Origin of the sequence: Streptomyces sp. NPDC091287, from assembly GCF_044768525.1 — a bacterium.
In the GTDB taxonomy this organism is placed as follows: Bacteria; Actinomycetota; Actinomycetes; order Streptomycetales; family Streptomycetaceae; genus Streptomyces.
The window spans coordinates 98,571-118,632 of the sequence record NZ_JBIVUV010000004.1; the positions used below are offsets into that span (position 1 = coordinate 98,571).

General features: G+C 71.6%; 16 protein-coding genes. 10 read left to right on the forward strand and 6 right to left on the reverse strand.

Annotated features, from left to right (window positions below):
• Positions 1-65 precede the first annotated feature (65 nt).
• Positions 66-959 carry a 2-hydroxy-3-oxopropionate reductase gene (locus ACIQRW_RS07105; protein WP_403755604.1) on the forward strand — a complete coding sequence of 298 codons (894 nt, stop codon included), beginning with the start codon at positions 66-68 and terminating at the stop codon, positions 957-959.
• A 226-nt stretch (positions 960-1,185) separates the two neighbouring features.
• Positions 1,186-2,643, forward strand: a complete 1,458-nt coding sequence (locus ACIQRW_RS07110; protein ID WP_403755607.1) for a catalase — start codon at positions 1,186-1,188, stop codon at positions 2,641-2,643.
• A 656-nt stretch (positions 2,644-3,299) separates the two neighbouring features.
• Here ACIQRW_RS07110 and gcl read toward each other — a convergent pair.
• Positions 3,300-5,084 (reverse strand): glyoxylate carboligase, encoded by a 1,785-nt coding sequence (gene gcl / locus ACIQRW_RS07115; RefSeq protein WP_403755609.1) that lies wholly within the window; start codon positions 5,082-5,084, stop codon positions 3,300-3,302.
• Between the two features lie 261 nt (positions 5,085-5,345).
• Between gcl and ACIQRW_RS07120 the strand changes: the two genes are divergently transcribed.
• The 4 genes from ACIQRW_RS07120 (at position 5,346) to ACIQRW_RS07135 (ending at position 9,157) form a co-directional block, all read left to right on the forward strand.
• Entirely contained in the window at positions 5,346-6,056 is a 711-nt protein-coding gene (locus ACIQRW_RS07120) for a hypothetical protein (protein WP_403755612.1), read from the forward strand.
• A 125-nt stretch (positions 6,057-6,181) separates the two neighbouring features.
• Positions 6,182-6,811 (forward strand): GNAT family N-acetyltransferase, encoded by a 630-nt coding sequence (locus ACIQRW_RS07125; protein WP_403755615.1) that lies wholly within the window; start codon positions 6,182-6,184, stop codon positions 6,809-6,811.
• A gap of 9 nt (positions 6,812-6,820) precedes the next feature.
• Positions 6,821-7,018, forward strand: a complete 198-nt coding sequence (locus tag ACIQRW_RS07130) for a hypothetical protein (RefSeq protein ID WP_359761591.1) — start codon at positions 6,821-6,823, stop codon at positions 7,016-7,018.
• Positions 7,019-7,354: 336 nt separating this feature from the next.
• Entirely contained in the window at positions 7,355-9,157 is a 1,803-nt protein-coding gene (locus tag ACIQRW_RS07135) for a SpoIIE family protein phosphatase (protein WP_403755618.1), read from the forward strand.
• A gap of 87 nt (positions 9,158-9,244) precedes the next feature.
• On the opposite strand, the gene ACIQRW_RS07140 is transcribed toward ACIQRW_RS07135, so the two are convergent.
• Positions 9,245-10,852: an AMP-binding protein gene (locus ACIQRW_RS07140; RefSeq protein WP_403755621.1), complete on the reverse strand. Its 1,608-nt coding sequence runs from the start codon at positions 10,850-10,852 to the stop codon at positions 9,245-9,247.
• Positions 10,849-12,525 (reverse strand): AMP-binding protein, encoded by a 1,677-nt coding sequence (locus ACIQRW_RS07145; RefSeq protein ID WP_403755624.1) that lies wholly within the window; start codon positions 12,523-12,525, stop codon positions 10,849-10,851. Before ACIQRW_RS07145 ends, ACIQRW_RS07140 begins: the two co-directional genes overlap by 4 nt.
• Before the next feature lie 132 nt (positions 12,526-12,657).
• Between ACIQRW_RS07145 and ACIQRW_RS07150 the strand changes: the two genes are divergently transcribed.
• Entirely contained in the window at positions 12,658-13,500 is an 843-nt protein-coding gene (locus tag ACIQRW_RS07150; protein WP_215111584.1) for a response regulator transcription factor, read from the forward strand.
• Positions 13,501-13,519: 19 nt separating this feature from the next.
• On the opposite strand, the gene ACIQRW_RS07155 is transcribed toward ACIQRW_RS07150, so the two are convergent.
• On the reverse strand, positions 13,520-14,656 hold the full coding sequence (locus tag ACIQRW_RS07155) for a winged helix DNA-binding domain-containing protein (RefSeq protein WP_403755627.1): 1,137 nt from the start codon (positions 14,654-14,656) through the stop codon (positions 13,520-13,522).
• 113 nt (positions 14,657-14,769) lie between these two features.
• Between ACIQRW_RS07155 and ACIQRW_RS07160 the strand changes: the two genes are divergently transcribed.
• Positions 14,770-15,654, forward strand: coding sequence for a DMT family transporter (locus ACIQRW_RS07160; protein WP_403755629.1), 885 nt, complete (start codon positions 14,770-14,772; stop codon positions 15,652-15,654).
• A gap of 9 nt (positions 15,655-15,663) precedes the next feature.
• Here the strand turns inward: ACIQRW_RS07160 and ACIQRW_RS07165 are convergent, their stop codons facing one another.
• Both ACIQRW_RS07165 and ACIQRW_RS07170 read right to left on the reverse strand, forming a co-directional pair.
• Positions 15,664-16,701 (reverse strand): glutathione S-transferase family protein, encoded by a 1,038-nt coding sequence (locus ACIQRW_RS07165; RefSeq protein ID WP_403755632.1) that lies wholly within the window; start codon positions 16,699-16,701, stop codon positions 15,664-15,666.
• Positions 16,698-18,197 carry an MFS transporter gene (locus tag ACIQRW_RS07170; RefSeq protein ID WP_403755634.1) on the reverse strand — a complete coding sequence of 500 codons (1,500 nt, stop codon included), beginning with the start codon at positions 18,195-18,197 and terminating at the stop codon, positions 16,698-16,700. Before ACIQRW_RS07170 ends, ACIQRW_RS07165 begins: the two co-directional genes overlap by 4 nt.
• Positions 18,198-18,325: 128 nt before the next feature.
• On the opposite strand from ACIQRW_RS07170, the gene ACIQRW_RS07175 reads away from it, so the two are divergent.
• Positions 18,326-18,721: a VOC family protein gene (locus tag ACIQRW_RS07175; RefSeq protein WP_403755637.1), complete on the forward strand. Its 396-nt coding sequence runs from the start codon at positions 18,326-18,328 to the stop codon at positions 18,719-18,721.
• Positions 18,722-18,924: 203 nt separating this feature from the next.
• Positions 18,925-20,004, forward strand: a complete 1,080-nt coding sequence (locus ACIQRW_RS07180; protein WP_403755639.1) for a glycoside hydrolase family 5 protein — start codon at positions 18,925-18,927, stop codon at positions 20,002-20,004.
• Positions 20,005-20,062: the final 58 nt, after the last annotated feature.

The following is a 20,062-nucleotide window of genomic DNA, read 5'->3' on the forward strand; positions in this document are numbered from 1 at the left end:
GCCGGGCCGACCTCTGGTCGAGCCCAACCCTCTTACGTACACACGTTTTTCAGGAAGGCACCCTCATGAGCAACAACCTCCCCAAGGTTGCGTGGATCGGCCTCGGCATCATGGGCTCCCCCATGTCCGAGAACCTGGTCAAGGCCGGTTACGACGTCACCGGATACACCCTGGAGCAGGACAAGGTCGACCGGCTGGTCGCGGCCGGCGGCAACGGCGCCTCCTCGATCGCGGACGCGGTCGGGGACGCGGACGTCGTCATCACGATGGTGCCCGCCTCCCCGCAGGTCGAGGCCATCGCCTACGGCCCCGACGGCATCCTGGAGAACGCCAAGCGCGGCGCCCTGCTGGTGGACATGTCCTCCATCACCCCGCAGACCTCCGTGGACCTCGCCAAGAACGCGGCCGAGAAGGGCATCCGGGTCCTGGACGCGCCGGTCTCCGGCGGTGAGGCCGGCGCCATCGAGGCGGTCCTGTCCATCATGGTCGGCGGCGAGCAGGCTGACTTCGACGCCGCGAAGCCGCTGCTGGAGGCGCTCGGCAAGACCATCGTGCTCTGTGGCCCGCACGGCTCCGGCCAGACGGTGAAGGCGGCCAACCAGCTGATCGTCGCGGTCAACATCCAGGCCTGCGCCGAGGCCGTGGTCTTCCTGGAGAAGTCCGGCGTCGACCTCGCCGCCGCGCTGGACGTCCTCAACGGCGGTCTGGCCGGCTCGACCGTGCTGACCCGCAAGAAGGACAACTTCCTGAAGCGGGACTTCGCCCCCGGCTTCCGGATCGACCTGCACCACAAGGACATGGGCATCGTCACGGACGCCGCCCGCAACGTCGGCGCGGCGCTGCCCGTCGGCGGCGTGGTCGCCCAGCTGGTCGCCTCGCTGCGCGCCCAGGGCGACGGCGGCCTGGACCACTCGGCGCTGCTGCGCTCGGTCGAGCGGCTGTCCGGCGCCCAGGTCTGACCACCTCGCTCCGCAAGGAGCCCCTGGCCTCGTACGGGGCCACGGCCCGCACAACGGGCCCCCTGATCTCCGGGCCGCGGTGGCGCTGACACCTGTCCTGTCGCGCCCAGGCGCTGCCGCGGCCCGGAACCACACACTTCGATTTCAACAAACTGTTGACGTTGCTCCGCGGCGAATCTACGCTCCTCAAGCCGTCAGCAGCTCGTACGAAAGGTCATCCCGCCACATGGCTAAGCGTGTGCTCACGACCGAGTCAGGCGCCCCGGTCGCCGACAACCAGAACTCCGCCACCGCCGGTGTCGGTGGACCGATCCTCCTCCAGGACCAGCACCTCCTGGAGAAGCTCGCCCGCTTCAACCGTGAGCGCATCCCGGAGCGCGTGGTGCACGCCCGCGGTTCCGGCGCGTACGGCTACTTCGAGGTGACCGACGACGTCACGGGCTTCACCCGCGCCGACTTCCTCTCAGCGGTGGGCAAGCGCACCGAGACGTTCATCCGCTTCTCGACCGTCGCCGACTCGCTCGGCGGCGCGGACGCGGTCCGCGACCCGCGCGGCTTCGCCCTCAAGTTCTACACGGACGAGGGCAATTACGACCTGGTCGGGAACAACACCCCGGTGTTCTTCATCAAGGACCCGATCAAGTTCCCCGACTTCATCCACTCGCAGAAGCGCGACCCGTTCACGGGCAAGCAGGAGCCGGACAACGTCTGGGACTTCTGGGGCAACTCCCCCGAGGCCACGCACCAGATCACCTGGCTGATGGGTGACCGCGGCATCCCCGCCTCGTACCGCCACATGAACGGCTTCGGCTCGCACACCTACCAGTGGACGAACGCCGAGGGCGAGGCCTTCTTCGTCAAGTACCACTTCAAGACGAACCAGGGTGTGCGGTCCCTCTCCGCCGACCAGGCCGCCGAGCTCGTCGGCAAGGACGCCAACTCGCACCAGACGGACCTGCTCCAGGCCATCGAGCGCGGCGTCAACCCCTCCTGGACGCTCCACGTCCAGGTGATGCCGGCCGCTGACGCCGCCGACTACCGGTTCAACCCGTTCGACCTCACCAAGGTGTGGCCGCACAGCGACTACCCGCTCCAGCGGGTCGGCCGCCTGGTCCTGGACCGCAACCCGGACAACGTCTTCGCCGAGGTCGAGCAGGCCGCGTTCTCCCCGAACAACTTCGTGCCCGGCATCGGCCCGTCCCCGGACAAGATGCTCCAGGGCCGGCTGTTCGCCTACGCGGACGCGCACCGCTACCGCCTGGGCGTCAACCACACCCACCTGCCGGTGAACGCGCCGCGCACCGCCGTCGTCGACAACTACGGCCGTGACGGCGTCCACGCGACCCGCAACGGCTCGCGCCACGACAAGAACTACGAGCCCAACTCGTACGCCGGTCCGGCGCAGACCGACGCGGCGCTCGCCGCCCCGCTGGCGATCCACGGCTGGACGGGCACGCACGAGGCGCCCGCGCACACCAAGGACGACGACTTCTTCCAGGCGGGCGAACTCTTCCGGCTCATGTCGGAGGACGAGAAGGGCCGCCTGATCGCGAACATCGCCGGAGGCCTCTCGCAGGTCACCCGTGACGACGTGATCGAGAAGAACCTCGCCCACTTCCACGCCGCCGACACCGACTACGGCAAGCGCGTCGAGGAGGCCGTCCGCGCCCTGCGCGAGGACTGAGCCCTTTACAAAGCCCCTGCCCGTACCGCGCACCCGGATGAGGGGTGCCGCGCGGCACGGGCGGGACGACGAGGCCGCGGCGGTCGAGCGATGCCAGTGCGGTGGTGAAGGACCCGGGGACCGTCTCCTGACCTGAAGGAGACGCCCTCCCCGGGCCGATCGCCGCCGCCGCGGTCCCTGTCACCCGGCGACACCTCTGTCGCTCCCTGAACGAGGGCGCGGAGTACGGATACGGTCCCGTACTCCGCGCCCTTTCACGTGTGCGGGCCACACCTCCCAGCCCGCCGCCGGCCCGGGTGGGCCCGCACTTGCAAGCCCGTCCGGCGCTTGAGGACGGAACCATGGCCTGGGTGGGCCCGCACCTCCCAGCCCGTCCGGCGTTTGAGGACGGAACCGTGGCTCCGGAGCAGGCCGCTCCCTGCGTGAGGGACACCCCCTGAACCCTGCCTACGGAGTTCGGCCCCTCCTCCGCGAGGCTTCCGTCCTCAAACGCCGGACGGGCTGGGATTGCCGGACGCGTTGGGATGGTGCGTATCCAGCCCGTCCGGCGATTGAGGACGTCTTTCGGCGGGGCGGAAGGGGCCCGCACACAGCGACACAGGCCCCCGCCCCGGGAAGGAACCCGGGGCGGGGGCCTGTCGGCCGTGGCGGGTGGGTCAGGACGCCGTCAGGGGGCGGATCGCGGTGGGCGCGTGGGACGCGTCCGTCGCGATGTCCTCGAACTCGTTGACCGACGCGATGTCACTGCCGCTCATCGCGATGTTCGTGACCCGCTCCAGGATCGCCTCGACGACCACCGGCACCCGGAACTCCGCGGCGAGCTTCTTCGCCTCCTCGAAGGCCGGCAGCAGCTGGTCCGGCTCGGTGACCCGGATCGCCTTGCAGCCGAGTCCCTCGACGACCTTGACGTGGTCCACGCCGTAGACGCCCAGCTCCGGGGAGTTGAGGTTCTCGAACTCCAGGTTGACCTGGAAGTCGATGTCGAAGTTGCGCTGCGCCTGGCGGATGAGCCCCAGATAGGAGTTGTTCACCAGGACGTGGACGTACGGGATGCGGTGCTGCGCGCCGACGGCCAGCTCCTCCAGCATGAACTGGAAGTCGTAGTCGCCGGAGAGCGCGACGACCGTGCCCTCCGGGTCCGCGGTGGCGACGCCCAGCGCGGCCGGGATCGTCCAGCCGAGGGGGCCCGCCTGGCCGCAGTTGATCCAGTGGCGCGGCTTGTAGACGTGCAGCATCTGCGCGCCGGCGATCTGGGAGAGCCCGATCGTGGTGACGTAACGGGTCTCGGGGCCGAACGCCCGGTTCATCTCCTCGTACACGCGCTGCGGCTTGAGCGGCACGTTGTCGAAGTGGGTCCGGCGCTGGAGGGTCGCCTTGCGCTCCTGCGTGGACGCGGCCCACGCCGAGCGGTCCTTCAGCTCGCCCGCGGCCTTCAGATCGCGCGCCACCTCGACGAAGAGCGTCAGCGCGGCCTTGGCGTCGGAGGCGATGCCGAGGTCCGGGGCGAAGATCTTGCCGAGCTGGGTGGGCTCGATGTCCACGTGGACGAAGGTGCGGCCCTGGGTGTAGACGTCCAGCTTGCCGGTGTGGCGGTTGGCCCAGCGGTTGCCGATGCCGAGGACGAAGTCGGACTCCAGGAAGTTCGCGTTGCCGTAGCGGTGCGAGGTCTGGAGGCCCACCATGCCGGCGTTCAGCTCGTGGTCGTCGGGGAGGATGCCCCAGCCCATCAGGGTCGGAATGACCGGAACGCCGGTCAGCTCGGCGAACTCCACCAGGAGTTCGCAGGCGTCGGCGTTGATGATGCCGCCGCCCGCGACGAGCACCGGGCGCTCCGAGGCGTTCAGCATCTGGATCGCCCGCTCGATCTGCTTGCGGGAGGCCGCGGGCTTGTGGACCGGGAGGGGTTCGTACAGCTCGGGGTCGAACTCGATCTCGGTGAGCTGGACGTCGATCGGCAGGTCGATGAGGACCGGGCCGGGCCGGCCGGTGCGCATCAGGTGGAAGGCCTGCTGGAAGACGCCGGGGACCTGCGCGGCCTCCAGGACGGTCGTCGCCGCCTTGGTGACCGGCTTGGCGATCGACGCGATGTCGACGGCCTGGAAGTCCTCCTTGTGCAGCACGGCGGTCGGGGCCTGGCCGGTGATGCACAGGATCGGGATGGAGTCGGCGATGGCGGAGTACAGACCGGTGATCATGTCGGTGCCCGCCGGGCCCGACGTGCCGATGCAGACGCCGATGTTGCCGGCCTTGGCCCGGGTGTAGCCCTCGGCCATGTGGGAGGCGCCCTCGACGTGCCGGGCCAGTGTGTGCTGCACCCCGCCGGAGGCCTTGAGGGCCGCGTAGAAGGGGTTGATCGCCGCACCCGGCACACCGAACGCGTTGCTGACGCCTTCGCGCTTGAGGATCTCAACTGCCGCTCGGGCAGCGGTCATACGAGGCATTGAGTGCTCCTGCTCGGGATTGGTGGAGTCGGGCTCTGTCGCGCCACCTGAGAGCACCAATTCCGTATTACGGAAATTCAGTTCTGCTATACGGAAGCAATCTAAAACGTGGGGCGACCCCCGTCAAGGGCGCGGACGGCCGCCCGCCCCCATGAAGTCCGCCAACCCCCTCCCCAGAGCCTCGCTCCTGGTGGACGATGGCGTGACGAGGGAGGCACGGAGCGCAGTCGGCCGCGCCGTCCGTGCCGGAGGGAGACGATCGTGGAGTCCGTGCCGGTACGGTGCCCTGTCTGCAGCCGGGACCACGCCTACAGCACACCGGCCTACCCCTGCCCGTGCGGGACGCCCACCGCACCGCCGTTGCTGCGGGGCGCCCCGGCGGTCCTGGTCACCCACCGCAGCTGGAACGACACGTGGGTCACCGTCCGCTGCGCGTCCTGCGCCCGGGAGAACCAGTGGCCCCAGCCCGAGCTGTGCTGTCCGTGCGGGACCGTCCTGCGCATACCGGTGCACCCCGTGGCCGCCGCGCCGGCCCCGGCCCCGCCGGTCTCCCCCGCCCACATCCCCCTCCCGCGCACCGCCGCGCACCCGCGTCCGTCCTTCCGGCCGATGACGATCCGCACGGGCCACGACGCGGTGAGCGCGGCCGGTCTCTATCTGACCTGGCTGGGCTATCTCGACGTCGGCCGGCCCGGGGCGGGCCCGGCCTCCGGCATCGACCTGCGGGCCGACGGGCTGATCGCGCGGGTCGACTCCAGCACCCGGCCGACGACGCTGCGCGCGGTCGAGACCCTCTGGCTCAACGCGCTGGGCGCGTCGGCGACCGGGGTGTTCTTCTCCCTCGCGGGATACGCGGCCGACGCCCGGGCCCGCGCGGACGGCGTCGGCCTCCCGCTCTTCGTCATGGACCTCACCGGGACCCCGCAGCCGGTGAACGGCCCCGCGGACGAGCTGGTGAGCACGGGCGCCTGAGCGGTGCCGAACGGGAGGGCCCCGGGGGTGCGACTCCGGGGAACGCGTGCCCGGGTGGCGTCGGCCGGACATCCATATCCGGCCACCGCATACCGGTCCGCCGTCCGGCGCGGCACACTGAGTACATGCGTATCCGCTCCGCCAGACGCTCGGATCTCCCGCTGCTCCAGGAGATCGAGCGCGCCGCAGGGGAACCGTTCCGGGACCTGGGCATGGCCTTCGTGGCCGACGACGATCCGCCCCCGCTCGACCTGCTGGAGAACTACCGGCTGGCAGGCCGCTGCTGGGTGGCCTCCGACCCCCTCGCCGCCACCGGCGACCGGCCGCTCGGCTATGTGCTCGCCGACCCCGTCGACGACGCCCTGCACATCGAGCAGGTCTCGGTCGACCCCGCCGCCGCCCGCCGGGGCATCGGCCGGGACCTGATCGCCCACCTCGCCGCCCTGGCCGCGGCCCGGGGCATGGCGGCACTCACCCTGACCACCTTCACCGATGTGCCGTGGAACGCCCCGTACTACGCCCGTATCGGCTTCCGCGTCCTGACGGAGCGCGAACTCACCGACGGGCTGCGCGCGATCCGCGCCGAGGAGGCCCAGCACGGCCTGGACCGCTGGCCCCGGGTCTGCATGCGGCGCGAACTGACCTCCGTCGCCCGGCCGTCGGGCGCCACGGGGACCGTGAAGATTCCGCGTATGCCGGACGCCTCGGGGGCCCCGGACACGTCGGAAGCCGTGGCTGTCAGTGGTGGCACGTAAGCTGTGCGCATGGCTTTACTCCCGGACAGCCCCCTCCCCGCAGACCGCCCCGCGCCCGCCGCCGAGCACGCCAACGAGGCCATCCGCGCCCTCGTCGACGCCTCCGGACAGGACTGGTCCGAGGTGGAGGCGGCGACGTACGAAGTGCTGCTCATCGAGTGGGCGGCGGCGACCCGGGGCGGTCCCGACATCATCGAAGCCGCCTGACCCGCCCCCGCCCCGCTCCGCATCCCGGGCGAGTGGTCTTCTTCCGCCCCGGCCTCCGCGGGGAAGAAGAAGGGCAGGCCCTCCACGGCACGGTCCGGATGCGTGGCCGTCTCTGGTGTGCCGTTGGACAGGTCGTGACCGCAGCGGTCGGTCGCCAACGCTCATCACCTCTTCGAGGAAGTCGAATCCGGAAGCCGGACCAGTAGGGCCAGGAGCGGGCGCCGGGGTACAGTCCCCGCACAGGTGAGCCGCATCAGGGGTATCCGGAGGTGCCGCGGCCGTTTCCGGTGCACACTGGGCACCAAGAGGCGTCGAGTCCTGTTCGGAGGCGGAAGAGTGAACGCCGGCAGTGGTGGACGGCGCCTGCCCGGCCGGCGCTCCGCCGGGCAACGCTCAGCCGGCGCGAACGTGCGGTTCCGCCGGAGCAGAGGCGTCCTGCCGCCGGACCGGTTCACCACGCGCAGCCGTCTCGCCTGGCTGAATTCCGCCAGCTCCCGCATCGGCACGACCCTGGACCTGGAGCGCACCGCACAAGAACTCGCCGAGTTCACTGTGCCCCGTTTCGCCGACGGGGCGGCCGTCGACATCCTCGAGAGCGTCCTGCGGGGCGACGAGGGCTCCCGGAAGACCGAACCCGGTATCCCGCAGATGCGGGCCACGGCGCTGTGCGCCATCGAGGAGCTCTCCAACCTGGAACCGACCCCGGTGGGCGAGCTCTTCGTGCACGCCAACGAGCCGCACGAGACGCTGCTCCACCGGTACGTCCTCCGGCAGGGCAAGCCGGTGCTGCTGAGCAGGATGCGCGACGACGACTTCATCCACGTCGCGCCGACCGCGAGCGCCGCCGCGCAGTTGCGTGCCGCAGGCGTGCACAGCTACCTGGCCGTGCCCCTGATCGCCCGTGGGCTGCTGCTCGGCAGCGCCGACTTCGTGCGCGGCCGCGGAACTCCGCCGTTCTCCACCACCGACCTGGCGCTGGCGGAGCAGCTCGCCTCCAAGGCGGCGATCTTCATCGACAACGCGCGTCTGTACGGGCGGGAGCGCGAGCACGTCGTCTCGTTGCAGCGTTCCCTGCTGCCGCGCGTCACCCCGGGGACGCCGGGCCTGCGGGTGCACTCCGAGTACGCGCCCGCGGCGGCGCATCACGGCGTGGGCGGGGACTGGTACGACGTGATGGCCCTGCCCGGCGGACGGACGGCCCTGATGGTGGGCGACGTGATGGGGCACGGACTGCCCGCTGCCGCCACCATGGGGCGCCTGCGGACGGTGGCCCGCACGCTGATGACCCTGGACATGGCCCCCGAGCGGATCCTCGCGCGGCTCGACCTGGCCACCCGCGACCTGGAGGACGAGCAGGTCTCCACCTGCTTGTGCGCGGTCTACGACCCCGCCGACTCCTCCTACACGTTGGCGAGCGCCGGGCACCTGCCGCCGCTGCTCCTCGACGGGCAGGGCGCCGCCGATTTCGTCCCGGTGCCGACCGGCGCGCCGCTGGGGGCGGGCGTGATCCCGTACGACCCCCTGCGGCTGCGCGTCCCGGACGGCGCCCACTTGGTCATGTACACGGACGGCCTGATCAAGTCCCGGGACGAGGACGTGGACGCCCAGTTGGACCGGCTGCGTACGGCGGCGCTGAGCCTGCCGCCCGGGTCGCTGGAGAAGGGCGGTCTGGTGGAGCGCGCCCCGGCCGCCGCCGCCCGGTTCGACGAGGCGGTGCTCCTCGTCACCACGAGCGCCGCACTCCCGGCCGGGGACCTGCGGGTGTGGGAGCTGCCGCAGGACGGCCGGGCCGCCTCGGTCGCCCGTGGACTCGTCACCGGCCAGCTCGCCGCATGGGGGCTCGAGGAACTGGCCGACGTCTCCGAGCTCGTCGTCTCCGAACTGGTCGGCAACGCACTGCGCTACGGGAACGGCCCCGGCGAGCTGCGGCTGCTGCGCGGGGAACGCCTCGTCGTGGAGGTGTCGGACACCGGCCCCGACCTGCCCCAGATCCAGCACGCGGACCTCAGCGACGAAGGCGGACGGGGCCTTCAGCTCATCAACATGCTGTGCCGCCGCTGGGGTTCGTCCCGCACGGTCACCGGCAAGGTGGTCTGGGCGGAACAGAACATGCCGTCCTCGGTCCTGGACCGCAGCTGACAGCTGTGGTCCTGGCCTGGCCATGGCTGCTGCGGCCCACCCCTTGCCATGGGGCCGGCACCGCGCACCAGGATCGAAAGCGGATACTCAGTCCGCGTATGCCTCGCGCAGTTCGATCTTGCGGACCTTTCCGCTCACCGTCATCGGAAAGGTCTCCAGGATCCGCAGCCTGCGCGGGATCTTGTAGTGCGCGAGCCGCTCCCGGCAGTACGCGGAGATCTCCTCCAGGGTGGGCGGGTCGGCAGGGTCCCGGGGGATGACACAGGCCAGGATCTCCTCGCCGTAGCGCTCGTCCGGCACCCCGACCACCTGAACGTCGGCGACCTTCGGATGGCCGTACAGGAACTCCTCGATCTCCCGTGGGTACACGTTCTCGCCGCCCCGGATGATCATGTCCTTGATCCGGCCGACGACCTGGACGTATCCGTCCTCGCGCATCACCGCGAGGTCCCCCGTGTGCATCCACCGCCCGGCGTCGACGACTTCGGCGGTGCGGTCGGGCTGGTCCCAGTAGCCGAGCATCACGCTGTAGCCGCGGGTGCGCAGCTCGCCCGCGGTGCCGCGCGGCAGCGTGACGCCGGTGACCGGATCGACGACCTTGACCTCGATGTGCGGCAGCGCGCGGCCCACCGTGCCGGTGCGACGATCCAGGTCGTCGTCGCGGCGGGTCTGGGTGGAGACCGGGGACGTCTCCGTCATCCCGTAGCAGATGGACACCTCGGCCATGTGCATCTCGGCGACGACCCGCTTCATCACCTCGGCCGGACAGGGGGAACCGGCCATGATCCCGGTGCGCAGCGAGGAGAGGTCGTACCCGGCGAAGTCCGGCAGGTTCAGCTCGGCGATGAACATGGTGGGCACGCCGTACAGCGAGGTGCAGCGCTCCTGCTGGACGGCGGTCAGCACGGCTGCGGGCTCGAAGGACGGCCCCGGGATCACGATGCAGGCGCCGTGCGAGGTGCTGGCGAGATTCCCCATCACCATGCCGAAACAGTGATAGAAGGGCACCGGCAGGCAGACCCGGTCGGCCTCCGTGTACGCGATCGTCTCCCCGACGAAATACCCGTTGTTGAGGATGTTGTGGTGGGAGAGCGTCGCCCCCTTGGGGAAACCCGTGGTGCCCGAGGTGTACTGGATGTTGATCGGGTCGTCGCAGGACAACTCGGCCTCGCGGGCGGCCAGTTGCTCCCGGGTGACGGCGGGCGCGGCCGCCGTCAGCTCGTCCCAGGACGGGTCGCCGATGTAGTGGACGGCGCGCAGGTCGGGGCAGGCGGAGCGGACCTGTTCGACGAGGGCGCGGTAGTCGCTGGTGCGGTGGGAGAGGGAGGCGACCAGCAGGGAGATGCCGGCCTGCTTGAGGACGAACTCCACCTCGTGCGCGCGGTAGGCGGGGTTGATCGTGACCATGACGGCCCCGATCCGGGCCGTGGCGTACTGGACGAGCACCCACTCCGGGCAGTTGACCGCCCAGATGCCGACCCGGTCGCCCTTCGCCACCCCCGACGCCATCAGCGCGCGGGCCAGCGCGTCGACGTCCGCGACGAATGCGGTGTACGTCCAGCGTCGGCCCGAGGCCACGTCGACCAGCGCCTCCCGGTCGCCGTGGGCCGCGGCGGTCCGGTCGAGGTTGCGGCCGATGGTGTCGCCGAGCAGCGCGGTGTCACCGACACCGTGCGCGTAGGACAGGGTGCTCACGCGAGATCCCCCTCGTCGAACTCGGCGCCGGAGCCCAGGGCGGTGCGTTCACGCAGCTCGATGCGGCGGATCTTGCCCGACACGGTCTTGGGCAGCTCCGCGAACTCCAGCCTGCGGACGCGTTTGTACGGGGCGAGGACCGCCCGGGAGTGCTCGAAGAGGACCTTCGCGGTGTCCGGTCCCGGCTCCCACCCCTCCGCGAGCACGACGTACGCCTTCGGGACGGCGAGGCGGAGCGGGTCGGGGGCGGGCACGACGGCGGCCTCGGCGACCGCTTCGTGCTCCAGCAGGGCGCTCTCCAGCTCGAACGGGGAGATCTTGTAGTCGGAGGCCTTGAACACGTCGTCGGCGCGCCCCACATAGGTGATGTAGCCGTCTTCGTCACGTGCGCCGATGTCCCCGGTGCGGTAGTAGCCGCCCGCCATCGCCTCGGCGGTGCGGTCCGGGTCGCCGTGGTAGCCGGTCATCAGGCCGACGGGGTGGTCGGCCAGGTCGAGGGAGATCTCGCCCTCGGCCGCCCCGGGCTGACCGGTGACCGGGTCGAGCAGTTCGACGGTGAAGCCGGGGCTCGGCCGGCCCATGGAGCCGGTCTTGAGGAGCTGGCCGGGGGTGTTGGCGACCTGGACGGCGGTCTCCGTCTGACCGAACCCGTCGCGGATGGTGACGCCCCACTCCCGCCGGACCGTCTCGATGACCTCCGGGTTCAGCGGTTCACCGGCCGCGACGACCTCGCGCGGCGGGGTCTTCAACTGGCTCAGGTCGGCCTGGATGAGCATGCGCCAGACGGTCGGCGGGGCGCAGAAGCTCGTGATGCGCGAGCGGTCCATCTCGGCCATCAGGCGGCCCGCGTCGAAGCGGGTGTAGTTGAAGATGAAGACGGTGGCCTCGGCGGTCCACGGGGCGAAGAGGTTGGACCAGGCGTGCTTGGCCCAGCCGGGCGAGGAGATGTTCAGATGGACGTCGCCGGGCCTGAGGCCGATCCAGTACATCGTCGACAAGTGGCCCACGGGGTAGGACACATGGGTGTGCTCCACCAGCTTGGGGCTGGCGGTGGTGCCGGAGGTGAAGTAGAGCATCAGCGGCTCGTCCGCGTCCGTCTCCCGGCCCGGTGTGAAGACGGCGGACGCCTCTGCCACCCCCGCGTACGGCAGCCAGCCCGCCACCTCCTCGCCCACCGCGATCCGGGTGTAGTCCCCGGGGACCTCGTCGAACTTAGCGGTGTCCGCGTCCCGCACCAGCACATGACGCACCCGGCCGCGCTCCACCCGGTCGCGCAGGTCGGCGGGGCCGAGGAGCGGGGTGGCGGGGATGACGACGGCGCGCAGCTTCATCGCGGCGAGGGCGGTCTCCCACAGCTCGACCTGGTTGCCGAGCATCACGAGGACGCGGTCGCCCGCCCGTACGCCCTGTCCCTGTAGCCAGTTGGCGGCCCGGTCGGAGCGTTCGGACATCGCCGCGAAGGAGACCTCGGTGCGCCGGCCGTCCTCCTCCACGATGTGCAGGGCGGTGCGTTCGTTGTTCTCGGCGATGACGTCGAACCAGTCGAGGGCCCAGTTGAAGTGGTCCGCCCGGGGCCAGCGGAAGCCCGCGTAGGCCCGCTCGTAGTCCTCGCGGTGCTCCAGCAGGAAGTCCCGGGCGGCCCGGAACGTCTCGGTAGCGCTGGTTGCCGACATGTGCCCTCCTCATTACGGACCGGTCGCCTAACATCATGTAAACAGTGACCCAGGTCTCACCACCCCCGGACGGGGGTGGTCCGCTCCCCCGTGCGGGGGAGAGCGGCACGGGCCGGGTGGGAGGACGTCGGAGTGCCGGAACCGGTCGACGCGGTCGAGATGCAGGCCGCGCTGTTGAGGCTGCGCCGCACGAGCGGGCTTCCCGTGGTGTTCGGCGGCCTGCTGTCCGACGCGCGCCATGCGCGGATCGCCGAGCTCAACGGGGCGCAGACCAGTGCGCTGCGGGGGCTGGTCATCTCCGCCGGGAGCGGTCTGGGCGGTAAGGCCATCGCGCTGTCCCGGCCCTGTGCGGTGACGGACTACGCCTCTTCGCGCCACATCAGCCACGAGTACGACGCGGCGGTGGCGGCGGAGGGGCTGCGCTCGGTCGTCGCGGTCCCCGTCGTCGTACGGCGTGCGGTGCGGGGCGTGCTGTACGGGGCGCTGCGCACGCCGGTCACGCTGGGCGACCGGACGTTCGACGCGATGGTGGCGGCGGCCCGTGACGTGGAGCAGTCGCTCGCGGTGCGGGACGAGGTGCGGCGGTTGCTGGCGGCGGGCCGGGAGCAGGTGACCGATCCGGACACGGCGCCCGGCGCCTGGGAGGACGTGCGCGAGGCCCACCGCGAACTGCGCGCACTGGTCCCGAGAGTCCTGGACCCGGCCCTGCGCGACGAGTTGCTGGACGTCTGCGGGCGGCTGGCCTCGGCGGCGGGGGCCAAGGTGCCCGCGGCCCGGGAGGTCCGCCTCGCGCCGCGCGAGGTGGACGTGGTGGCGTGTGTGGCGGCGGGCGCGACGAACGCGGCGGCCGCCGAGCGGCTGGGGCTGCGGCCGGAGACGGTGAAGGGGTATCTGCGGTCCGCGATGCGGAAGTTGGGGGCGCACACGCGGCTGGAGGCCGTGGTGGCGGCCCGCCGGGCGGGGCTGCTGCCCTGACCTGCGGGCCGCGGGGGTCTCAGTCCCCGTAGTCCAGGAACATGCCGAACCGGACGTCGTGGTCCGTCGCGTCCGTCATCACGGTCAGCATCCGCGCCGCCTCCTCGGTGATCTCCGCGCGTTCGGCGCGGAGAAGGCTCCGCAGCGGCTGGACGGTCAGGATCGCGGTGTCCCCCTCGTGTGCGACGCGCCAGACCGCGTCGAAGAACCCGTCGATCAGCACGGACCCGTACGCCTGGTTGCCCACCCCGTTGCGCCCCTTGTTCACCGCGGCGATCACCCGGCCGCGGTCGGCGTGGCCGAGGAGGAGGTTGTCGAACTCGGGCAGGAAGCGCGGCGGGGCCGGGGTGTCGGGGTCGGGGCGCGGGGCGTCGGGGAGGTCGAAGAGCTCGACGCCCCTCTCGTCCCGGAAGGTGAGCAGCCGGGGCCTGAGCCGTTCGAAGACCTCCTTCGTACGGGTGAGTCCCGCCCATGACTGGAAGTCCATCACCGAGGCGGGGCCGAACGCGCCCAGGTAGCGCAGCACGGTGGCGTCGGGTGCGGGCACCGGTTCGGCGGGCCGGCCCAGCCAGTGCTCCACGGTGGTCAGGGCGACCTGTCCACCGCGCCCCCACAGTCCACGCGGGGTGACCTGGACCAGGGGCAGCAGACAGCGGGCCGCGACCGTGAGCGCGAGGGGGTCGGCGTCCGGCCAGCGGACGAGGAGCTCCTCCCGCAGCTCCTTCACCGGACGCGGGCGCTCCACGACCAACTCCTCGGCCACCGCGGCGAGCCGGTCCAGGTCCACTCCTTCCAGCCCGTGCCGGAAGGTCTTCAGCTCCCGCTCGCGCGCCGCCTGCACCAGGGGGCGCAGGGTGAGCGCGTCGTCCGCCGTATGGGTGTGGAGGGTGGAGCGGAGGGTGACGATCCGGACCACCTCGCGGGACTCCATCAGGGCGGACAGCTCTTCGGGGTCGAAGTCCGCGAGCCGGGCGTACAGCTGGAAGTACGGGGGCTTGGTGTTCTGGGCCTGGAGCCCGAGGAGGTGGGCGACCGCGTCCTTCGCGGACATCGCCGACCGGCGCAGCAGGAGCTGTCGGTCCAGGGTCGCCCGGTTCAGCGCCCGCGCGGTCAGGACGGTGGGCTGTGCGGCGGTGCGGTGCGTCTTCGCTGCCATGGTCCGCACGGTACCGGGGCTTGCGGACACGACCTAGGGGTGGCGGGCGCGCGTTACGCCCACCGGACCCGTGCGCCGAGCGCCCCGGCCGTTGTCGGCTCCATGATGAACCGGTGATCAGTGTCCTGTTCGCCGTCCTCACCGCGCTCAGCAACGGTGCCGCCTCGGTGCTCCAGCGCCGGGCGGCGATGCGGGTGCCCGACAGCGAGGCGATGCGGCTCTCCCTGATCGGTCAGCTGCTGCGGCAGAAGGTGTGGCTTGCGGGGATCGGGCTGGTGATCGTGGCGGCCGTCTGCCAGGCGGTCGCCCTGGCCACCGGGCCGATCGCGGTGGTCCAGCCGATCTTCGTGATCGAGCTTCCGGCGACGCTGCTGATCGCCGGGTTCGTGATGCGGGTCCGGGGGGACCGGGCCGTTTGGTTCGGCGTCGCGGCCGTCACGGTCGGCCTCGCGCTCGGCATGGCGTCCGCCGCGCCGGTCGGGGGCAGCGACACGGTGCGGGACGCGGCGTGGGTCCCGGCGCTGGTGCTGACGGGGCTGTTCGAGGCGGGGCTGATCGGCGCGGCGCTGCGGACGCGCGGCAACCCGCGGGCTGCCCTGCTGGGGCTGGCCGCCGCGTGCGGCTACGCGCTGACGGCCGCTCTGATGAAGGACGCGATGGCGAACCTCGACGACGGCGGCGCTCCGGCGCTGCTGGCGTCCTGGCAGCTGTACGCGACGGCGGCGGCCGGGGTGGGCGCGCTGTTCCTGCTCCAGAACGCCCTTCAGGCGGGCAGTCTGGTGGCCGTGCAGCCGATGCTGACCCTGGGGGACGCGCTGATCAGCATCCTGTACGGGGTGGTGTTGTTCGGCGAGGAGTTGCGGACCGGCTGGTGGCTGCTGCCCGAGCTGGCGGCGCTGGCCCTGATCGCCGCGGGGTGCGTGCGGCTGGCCCGGACACCGCTGGCGGCGGGCACGCTCGCACCGCCGCCGCCGCCCGCGCCGTCCGCGCCTCGGTGAACGCCCTGGTCAGGCGGCGGTCACGGGGGTGACCCGCTCGCCCGGGGGCACGGGGCCCGGGGGTGTGCCGTCGCCGAACGGACGACCGCCGAGCTGTTCGCGGTGGTGCGGAGCGGTCCAGCCGGAGAGGTCGGGGCCGACGGGGACGATGCCGGTGGGGTTGATGCCCGTGTGCACCTGGTAGTAGTGCCGCTTGATGTGGTCGAAGTCGACCGTGTCGCCGAACCCGGGCGTCTGGTAGAGGTCGCGGACGTAACCCCACAGGACGGGGTCCTCGGTCAGCTTGTTCCGGTTGCACTTGAAGTGGCCGTGGTAGACGGCGTCGAAGCGGACCAGGGTGGTGAAGAGCCGGATGTCGGCCTCGGTGATGGTGTCGCCGACCAGGTAGCGGCTGTCCGCGAGGCGGGCGGAGACCAGGTCGAGGCGGCGGAACAGGGCGGCGTACGCCTCCTCGTACTCCTCCTGGGAGCTGGCGAACCCCGCGCGGTACACGCCGTTGTTGACGTCCCGGTAGATGCCTTCCATGACCTCGTCGATCTCGTCGCGCAACGGTTCTGGGTAGAGGTCGGGGGCGCCGGGCCGGTGCAGGGCGGTCCATTCGGTGGCGAGGTCGAGGGTGATCCGCTGGTAGTCGTTGGTGACCAGCTGCCCGCTCGGTACGTCCACGATCGCGGGCACGCTGACACCTCCGGGATAGCCGCGCTCCCGGGCGTCGTAGGCCTCGCTCAGATAGCGGATGCCTAGGACCGGGTCCTTGCCGCCCGGGTCGAGGGTGAAGCGCCAGCTGCGGTCGTCCTGGATCGGGTCGGCGACGGCGAGCGACAGCGCGTCCTCCAGGCCGAGGAGCCGCCGGGAGACCAGCGCGCGGCTCGCCCAGGGGCAGGCGCGGCTGACGGCGAGCCGGTAGCGGCCCGGCTCCACGGGCCAACCGTCGCGTCCGTCGGCGGTGATCCGGTCGGCGAAGTGGCTCCGGGACCGCTTGAAGGGCTTGTGGCCGTAGGAGGTGTTGCCGTCGCTCCCGGCGCTGTCCGCTGTCGTGTCGTTCATACCGCGCTCCTCGATGCGTCGCTCGAAGTGGGTGCTGTGCGTCGTCCGGCCCGTCGGTCGGCGCCGACGTCGGCCAGCGCCACGATCAGGGCGGCCAGTACGAAGGCGACGGAGACGACGAGTCCGTGGTCGTAGGCGTCGGCCCAGCCGTCCGGGCCGACCTGGGCGAAGAACACCGCGCCGACGGCGGCGATCCCGATCGCGGAGCCGACCCGCTGGCCGGTCTGGAGGGTGCCCCCGGCGCTGCCGGCCCGGTGCACCGGCACCTCCGCGAGGGTCAGGGTCTGGTTCGGGGCGATGACCAGGCCGCTGCCGAGACCGGCGAGGAGCAGCGGGGCGGCCATCGCCCAGCCCGCGCCGTTGCCGGGGACCAGGTGGACGGCGAGGGCGGTGCCGGCGAGGCCGAGGGCGACCATGGCCAGGCCCGCCACCACGAGGGGGCGGCCGAAGCGCCCGACGAGCCGGCCGCCGATGAACGCGGCGACGCCGGAGCCGAGGGCGAAGGGGGTGATGGCGAGCCCCGCCAGGAGGGCGGAGTACCCCAGGCCGGACTGGAGGTAGAGGGTCGTGACGAAGAAGATCGAGGTGAAGCCGGCGAAGTAGAGCAGGATCAGCAGGCAGCCCAGCCAGTAGGAGCGCAGCCGGAACAGCGACAGGTCCAGGACCGGGTGGGTGCGTCCGCCCGTGCACCGCGACTCCCAGACCACGAACGCGGCGAGCAGGGCCCCGGCCAGGAGGAGCAGCAGCCACTTGCCGTTGCCGGGCCACTGCTGGGCCTGGACGAACGGCAACAGCAGCGCGAGCACCCCGGCTCCGAGCAGGGCGACGCCCACCGGGTCCAGATCGCGTGGCCTCACCCGGCCGGCCGACGGGGTGTCCGGGAGCAGCCGGTGGGCGAGCAGGAGACAGACGGCGCCGAGCGGGAGGTTGACGTAGAAGACCCAGCGCCAGCCGTGGTCCGGTCCGGCGGCCTCGATGAGCAGGCCGCCGAGCAGCGGACCCACGGCCGTGGAGATGCCGACGACGGTGCCGAACATGCCGAAGGCCCGTCCGCGCTCGCGCCCGGAGAACATCTGCTGGATCAGGGCGGAGATCTGCGGGGAGATCAGACCGCCCGCGATGCCCTGCACCAGGCGGGCGACCACCAGCCACAGGCTGGACTGGGCGGCCCCGCAGGCGGCGGAGGCCAGGGTGAAGAGGGCGAGCCCCGCCATGAAGACCGCCCGCCGGCCCCGCGCGTCGCCCAGGCGCCCGGCGGGGATGAGGAAGAGCCCGAAGGCGAGGGCGTAGCCGGAGAGCACCCATTGGAGGTCGGACTCGGGGGTGTTCAGGCCCTCCCGGATCGAGGGGAGGGCCACGTTGACGATGGAGACGTCCAGCAGGGTCATGAAGCCCGCCACCAGGCAGACGGCCAGGGCCCGCCAACGCCGGGGGTCGGGTCCGTCCGGGGCGGCGTCGCCCCCGGCCGGTCCGGGATGCGCCGCGCTCCGTGCCATGGTTCGCACCTTAGGTCGCCTGGGGTGTTTCCTCACCCGGGACGCGTCCGCGCCGGTGGCCCGGATTCCGGATTCCCGGACGGGCCCGTGGCGGCGTGGCAGCGCCCGGTGGGGGTACTGGTTCCCGCATGACTGTGGAGAAAACGAGTGTCCTCGTCCTTGACTGCGCAGAACCCATCGAGCTGGCCGAGTTCTACGCCGCTCTGCTCGACGCGGAGATACGGATCGGCTCCGACCCCGATTTCGTCGAGATCGTCGGCAACGACGGCGTCCGGCTGGCGATCCGCCGCGACCACGGCTACGCCCCGCCGAGCTGGCCGCGCCCGGAGGACTCGCAGCAGGCGCATCTGCGGATCCTGGTCGGCCCCGAGAACATCGACGAGGCCGAGCGGGAGGCGATCGGGCTGGGGGCCCGGCCCGTCGACACCGGCGACAGCAACAGCGGCCCCCGGGACGTGAGGGTGTACGGGGACCCGGCGGGCCACTCGTTCTCGCTGGCGGTCTACCCGCTGCCACAGGGCTGAGCGCCCCGGGGAGGGCCGGGCGGGATACCGACATACCGGCGCACAAGGACGGGCGCGTGGCGGAAGGGCCCCAACAGGCCCTTCCGCCACGCGCGTTAATAGACAGGAAAGTTTCCCAACACTGTTGACGGCAATTGAAAGGAAGCTTTACTTTCAGTCCTGCCGACATGGCGCCTCCCACCCCCTCCGAAGGGAGCACCACCATGCACCAGCGCACCACTCCCCCCACCGGCACCGCCGTCCCGGCCGGTCGCCGCAGAATGGCCCGCAAGGCCCTGCTCGCCGCGTCCGCGCTCGGTGTCGTCACCGCACTGATGGCCCCCGTCCGGGCGGGAGCCGCCCCGGCCCCCGTATCCCCCACCGCCGCCACCCCGCTCGCCGCCAACGGACAGCTCTCCGTCTGCGGCCGTCAGCTCTGCAACGACTCCGGCCAGGCGGTCGCCCTCAACGGAATGAGCACGCACGGCACCCAGTGGTACGCCCAGTGCGTCACGGACGGATCGCTCAACGCCCTGGCCCAGGACTGGCGCGCCGACGTGCTGCGCGTCTCCACCTACGTACAGGAGGGCGGGTACGAGACCGACCCGGCCGGATTCACCGACCGGGCGCAGAAGTTCGTCGACGCGGCGCACGCACGCGGCATGTACGCGGTCATCGACTGGCACATGCTCTCCCCGGGCGACCCGAACGCGAACCTGGCGCGGGCGAAGACCTTCTTCACGGCGATGGCGAAGAAGTACAAGAACCACCCGGGTGTGCTCTACGAGATCGCCAACGAGCCCTCGGGGGTGAGCTGGTCGGGCATCAAGTCGTACGCCGAGCAGATCATCCCGGTGATCCGGGCCCAGGACCCCGACGCGGTGGTCCTGGTCGGGACGCGCGCCTGGTCCTCCTTCGGCGTTTCCGAGGGCTCCAACGAGTCGGAGGTCGTGAACAACCCCGTCCGCGCCTCGAACATCATGTACACCTTCCACTTCTACGCGGCCTCGCACCGCGAGGAGTATCTGAGCGCGCTCGACCGGGCCTCCGACAAACTGCCCGTGTTCGTCACCGAGTTCGGCACGCAGAACTACGCGGGCGAGGGCGCCAACGACTTCGCCATGTCGCAGCGCTACCTCGACCTGATGAAGCGCAAGAAGATCTCGTGGACCAACTGGAACTACTCCGACGACCACCGTTCCGGGGCCGTCTTCAAGACCGGCACCTGCAACGGGACCAACTGGACGGGGACCGGGGTCCTCAAGGAGGCCGGGGTCTGGATCCGCGACCGCATCCGCCAGTGACCCCCGCCGTCCGGACGGGACGCACACCCTCATGACCCGCCCGGTGCGGTCCTCCCCG

Coding starts and splice junctions, on each gene's coding strand:
- ACIQRW_RS07105 (WP_403755604.1), top strand. CDS start 66: ATGAGCAACAACCTCCCCAAGGTTGCGTGGATCGGCCTCGGCATCATG.
- ACIQRW_RS07110 (WP_403755607.1), top strand. CDS start 1,186: ATGGCTAAGCGTGTGCTCACGACCGAGTCAGGCGCCCCGGTCGCCGAC.
- gcl (WP_403755609.1), bottom strand. CDS start 5,084: ATGCCTCGTATGACCGCTGCCCGAGCGGCAGTTGAGATCCTCAAGCGC.
- ACIQRW_RS07125 (WP_403755615.1), top strand. CDS start 6,182: ATGCGTATCCGCTCCGCCAGACGCTCGGATCTCCCGCTGCTCCAGGAG.
- ACIQRW_RS07130 (WP_359761591.1), top strand. CDS start 6,821: ATGGCTTTACTCCCGGACAGCCCCCTCCCCGCAGACCGCCCCGCGCCC.
- ACIQRW_RS07145 (WP_403755624.1), bottom strand. CDS start 12,525: ATGTCGGCAACCAGCGCTACCGAGACGTTCCGGGCCGCCCGGGACTTC.
- ACIQRW_RS07155 (WP_403755627.1), bottom strand. CDS start 14,656: ATGGCAGCGAAGACGCACCGCACCGCCGCACAGCCCACCGTCCTGACC.
- ACIQRW_RS07165 (WP_403755632.1), bottom strand. CDS start 16,701: ATGAACGACACGACAGCGGACAGCGCCGGGAGCGACGGCAACACCTCC.
- ACIQRW_RS07170 (WP_403755634.1), bottom strand. CDS start 18,197: ATGGCACGGAGCGCGGCGCATCCCGGACCGGCCGGGGGCGACGCCGCC.
- ACIQRW_RS07175 (WP_403755637.1), top strand. CDS start 18,326: ATGACTGTGGAGAAAACGAGTGTCCTCGTCCTTGACTGCGCAGAACCC.
- ACIQRW_RS07180 (WP_403755639.1), top strand. CDS start 18,925: ATGCACCAGCGCACCACTCCCCCCACCGGCACCGCCGTCCCGGCCGGT.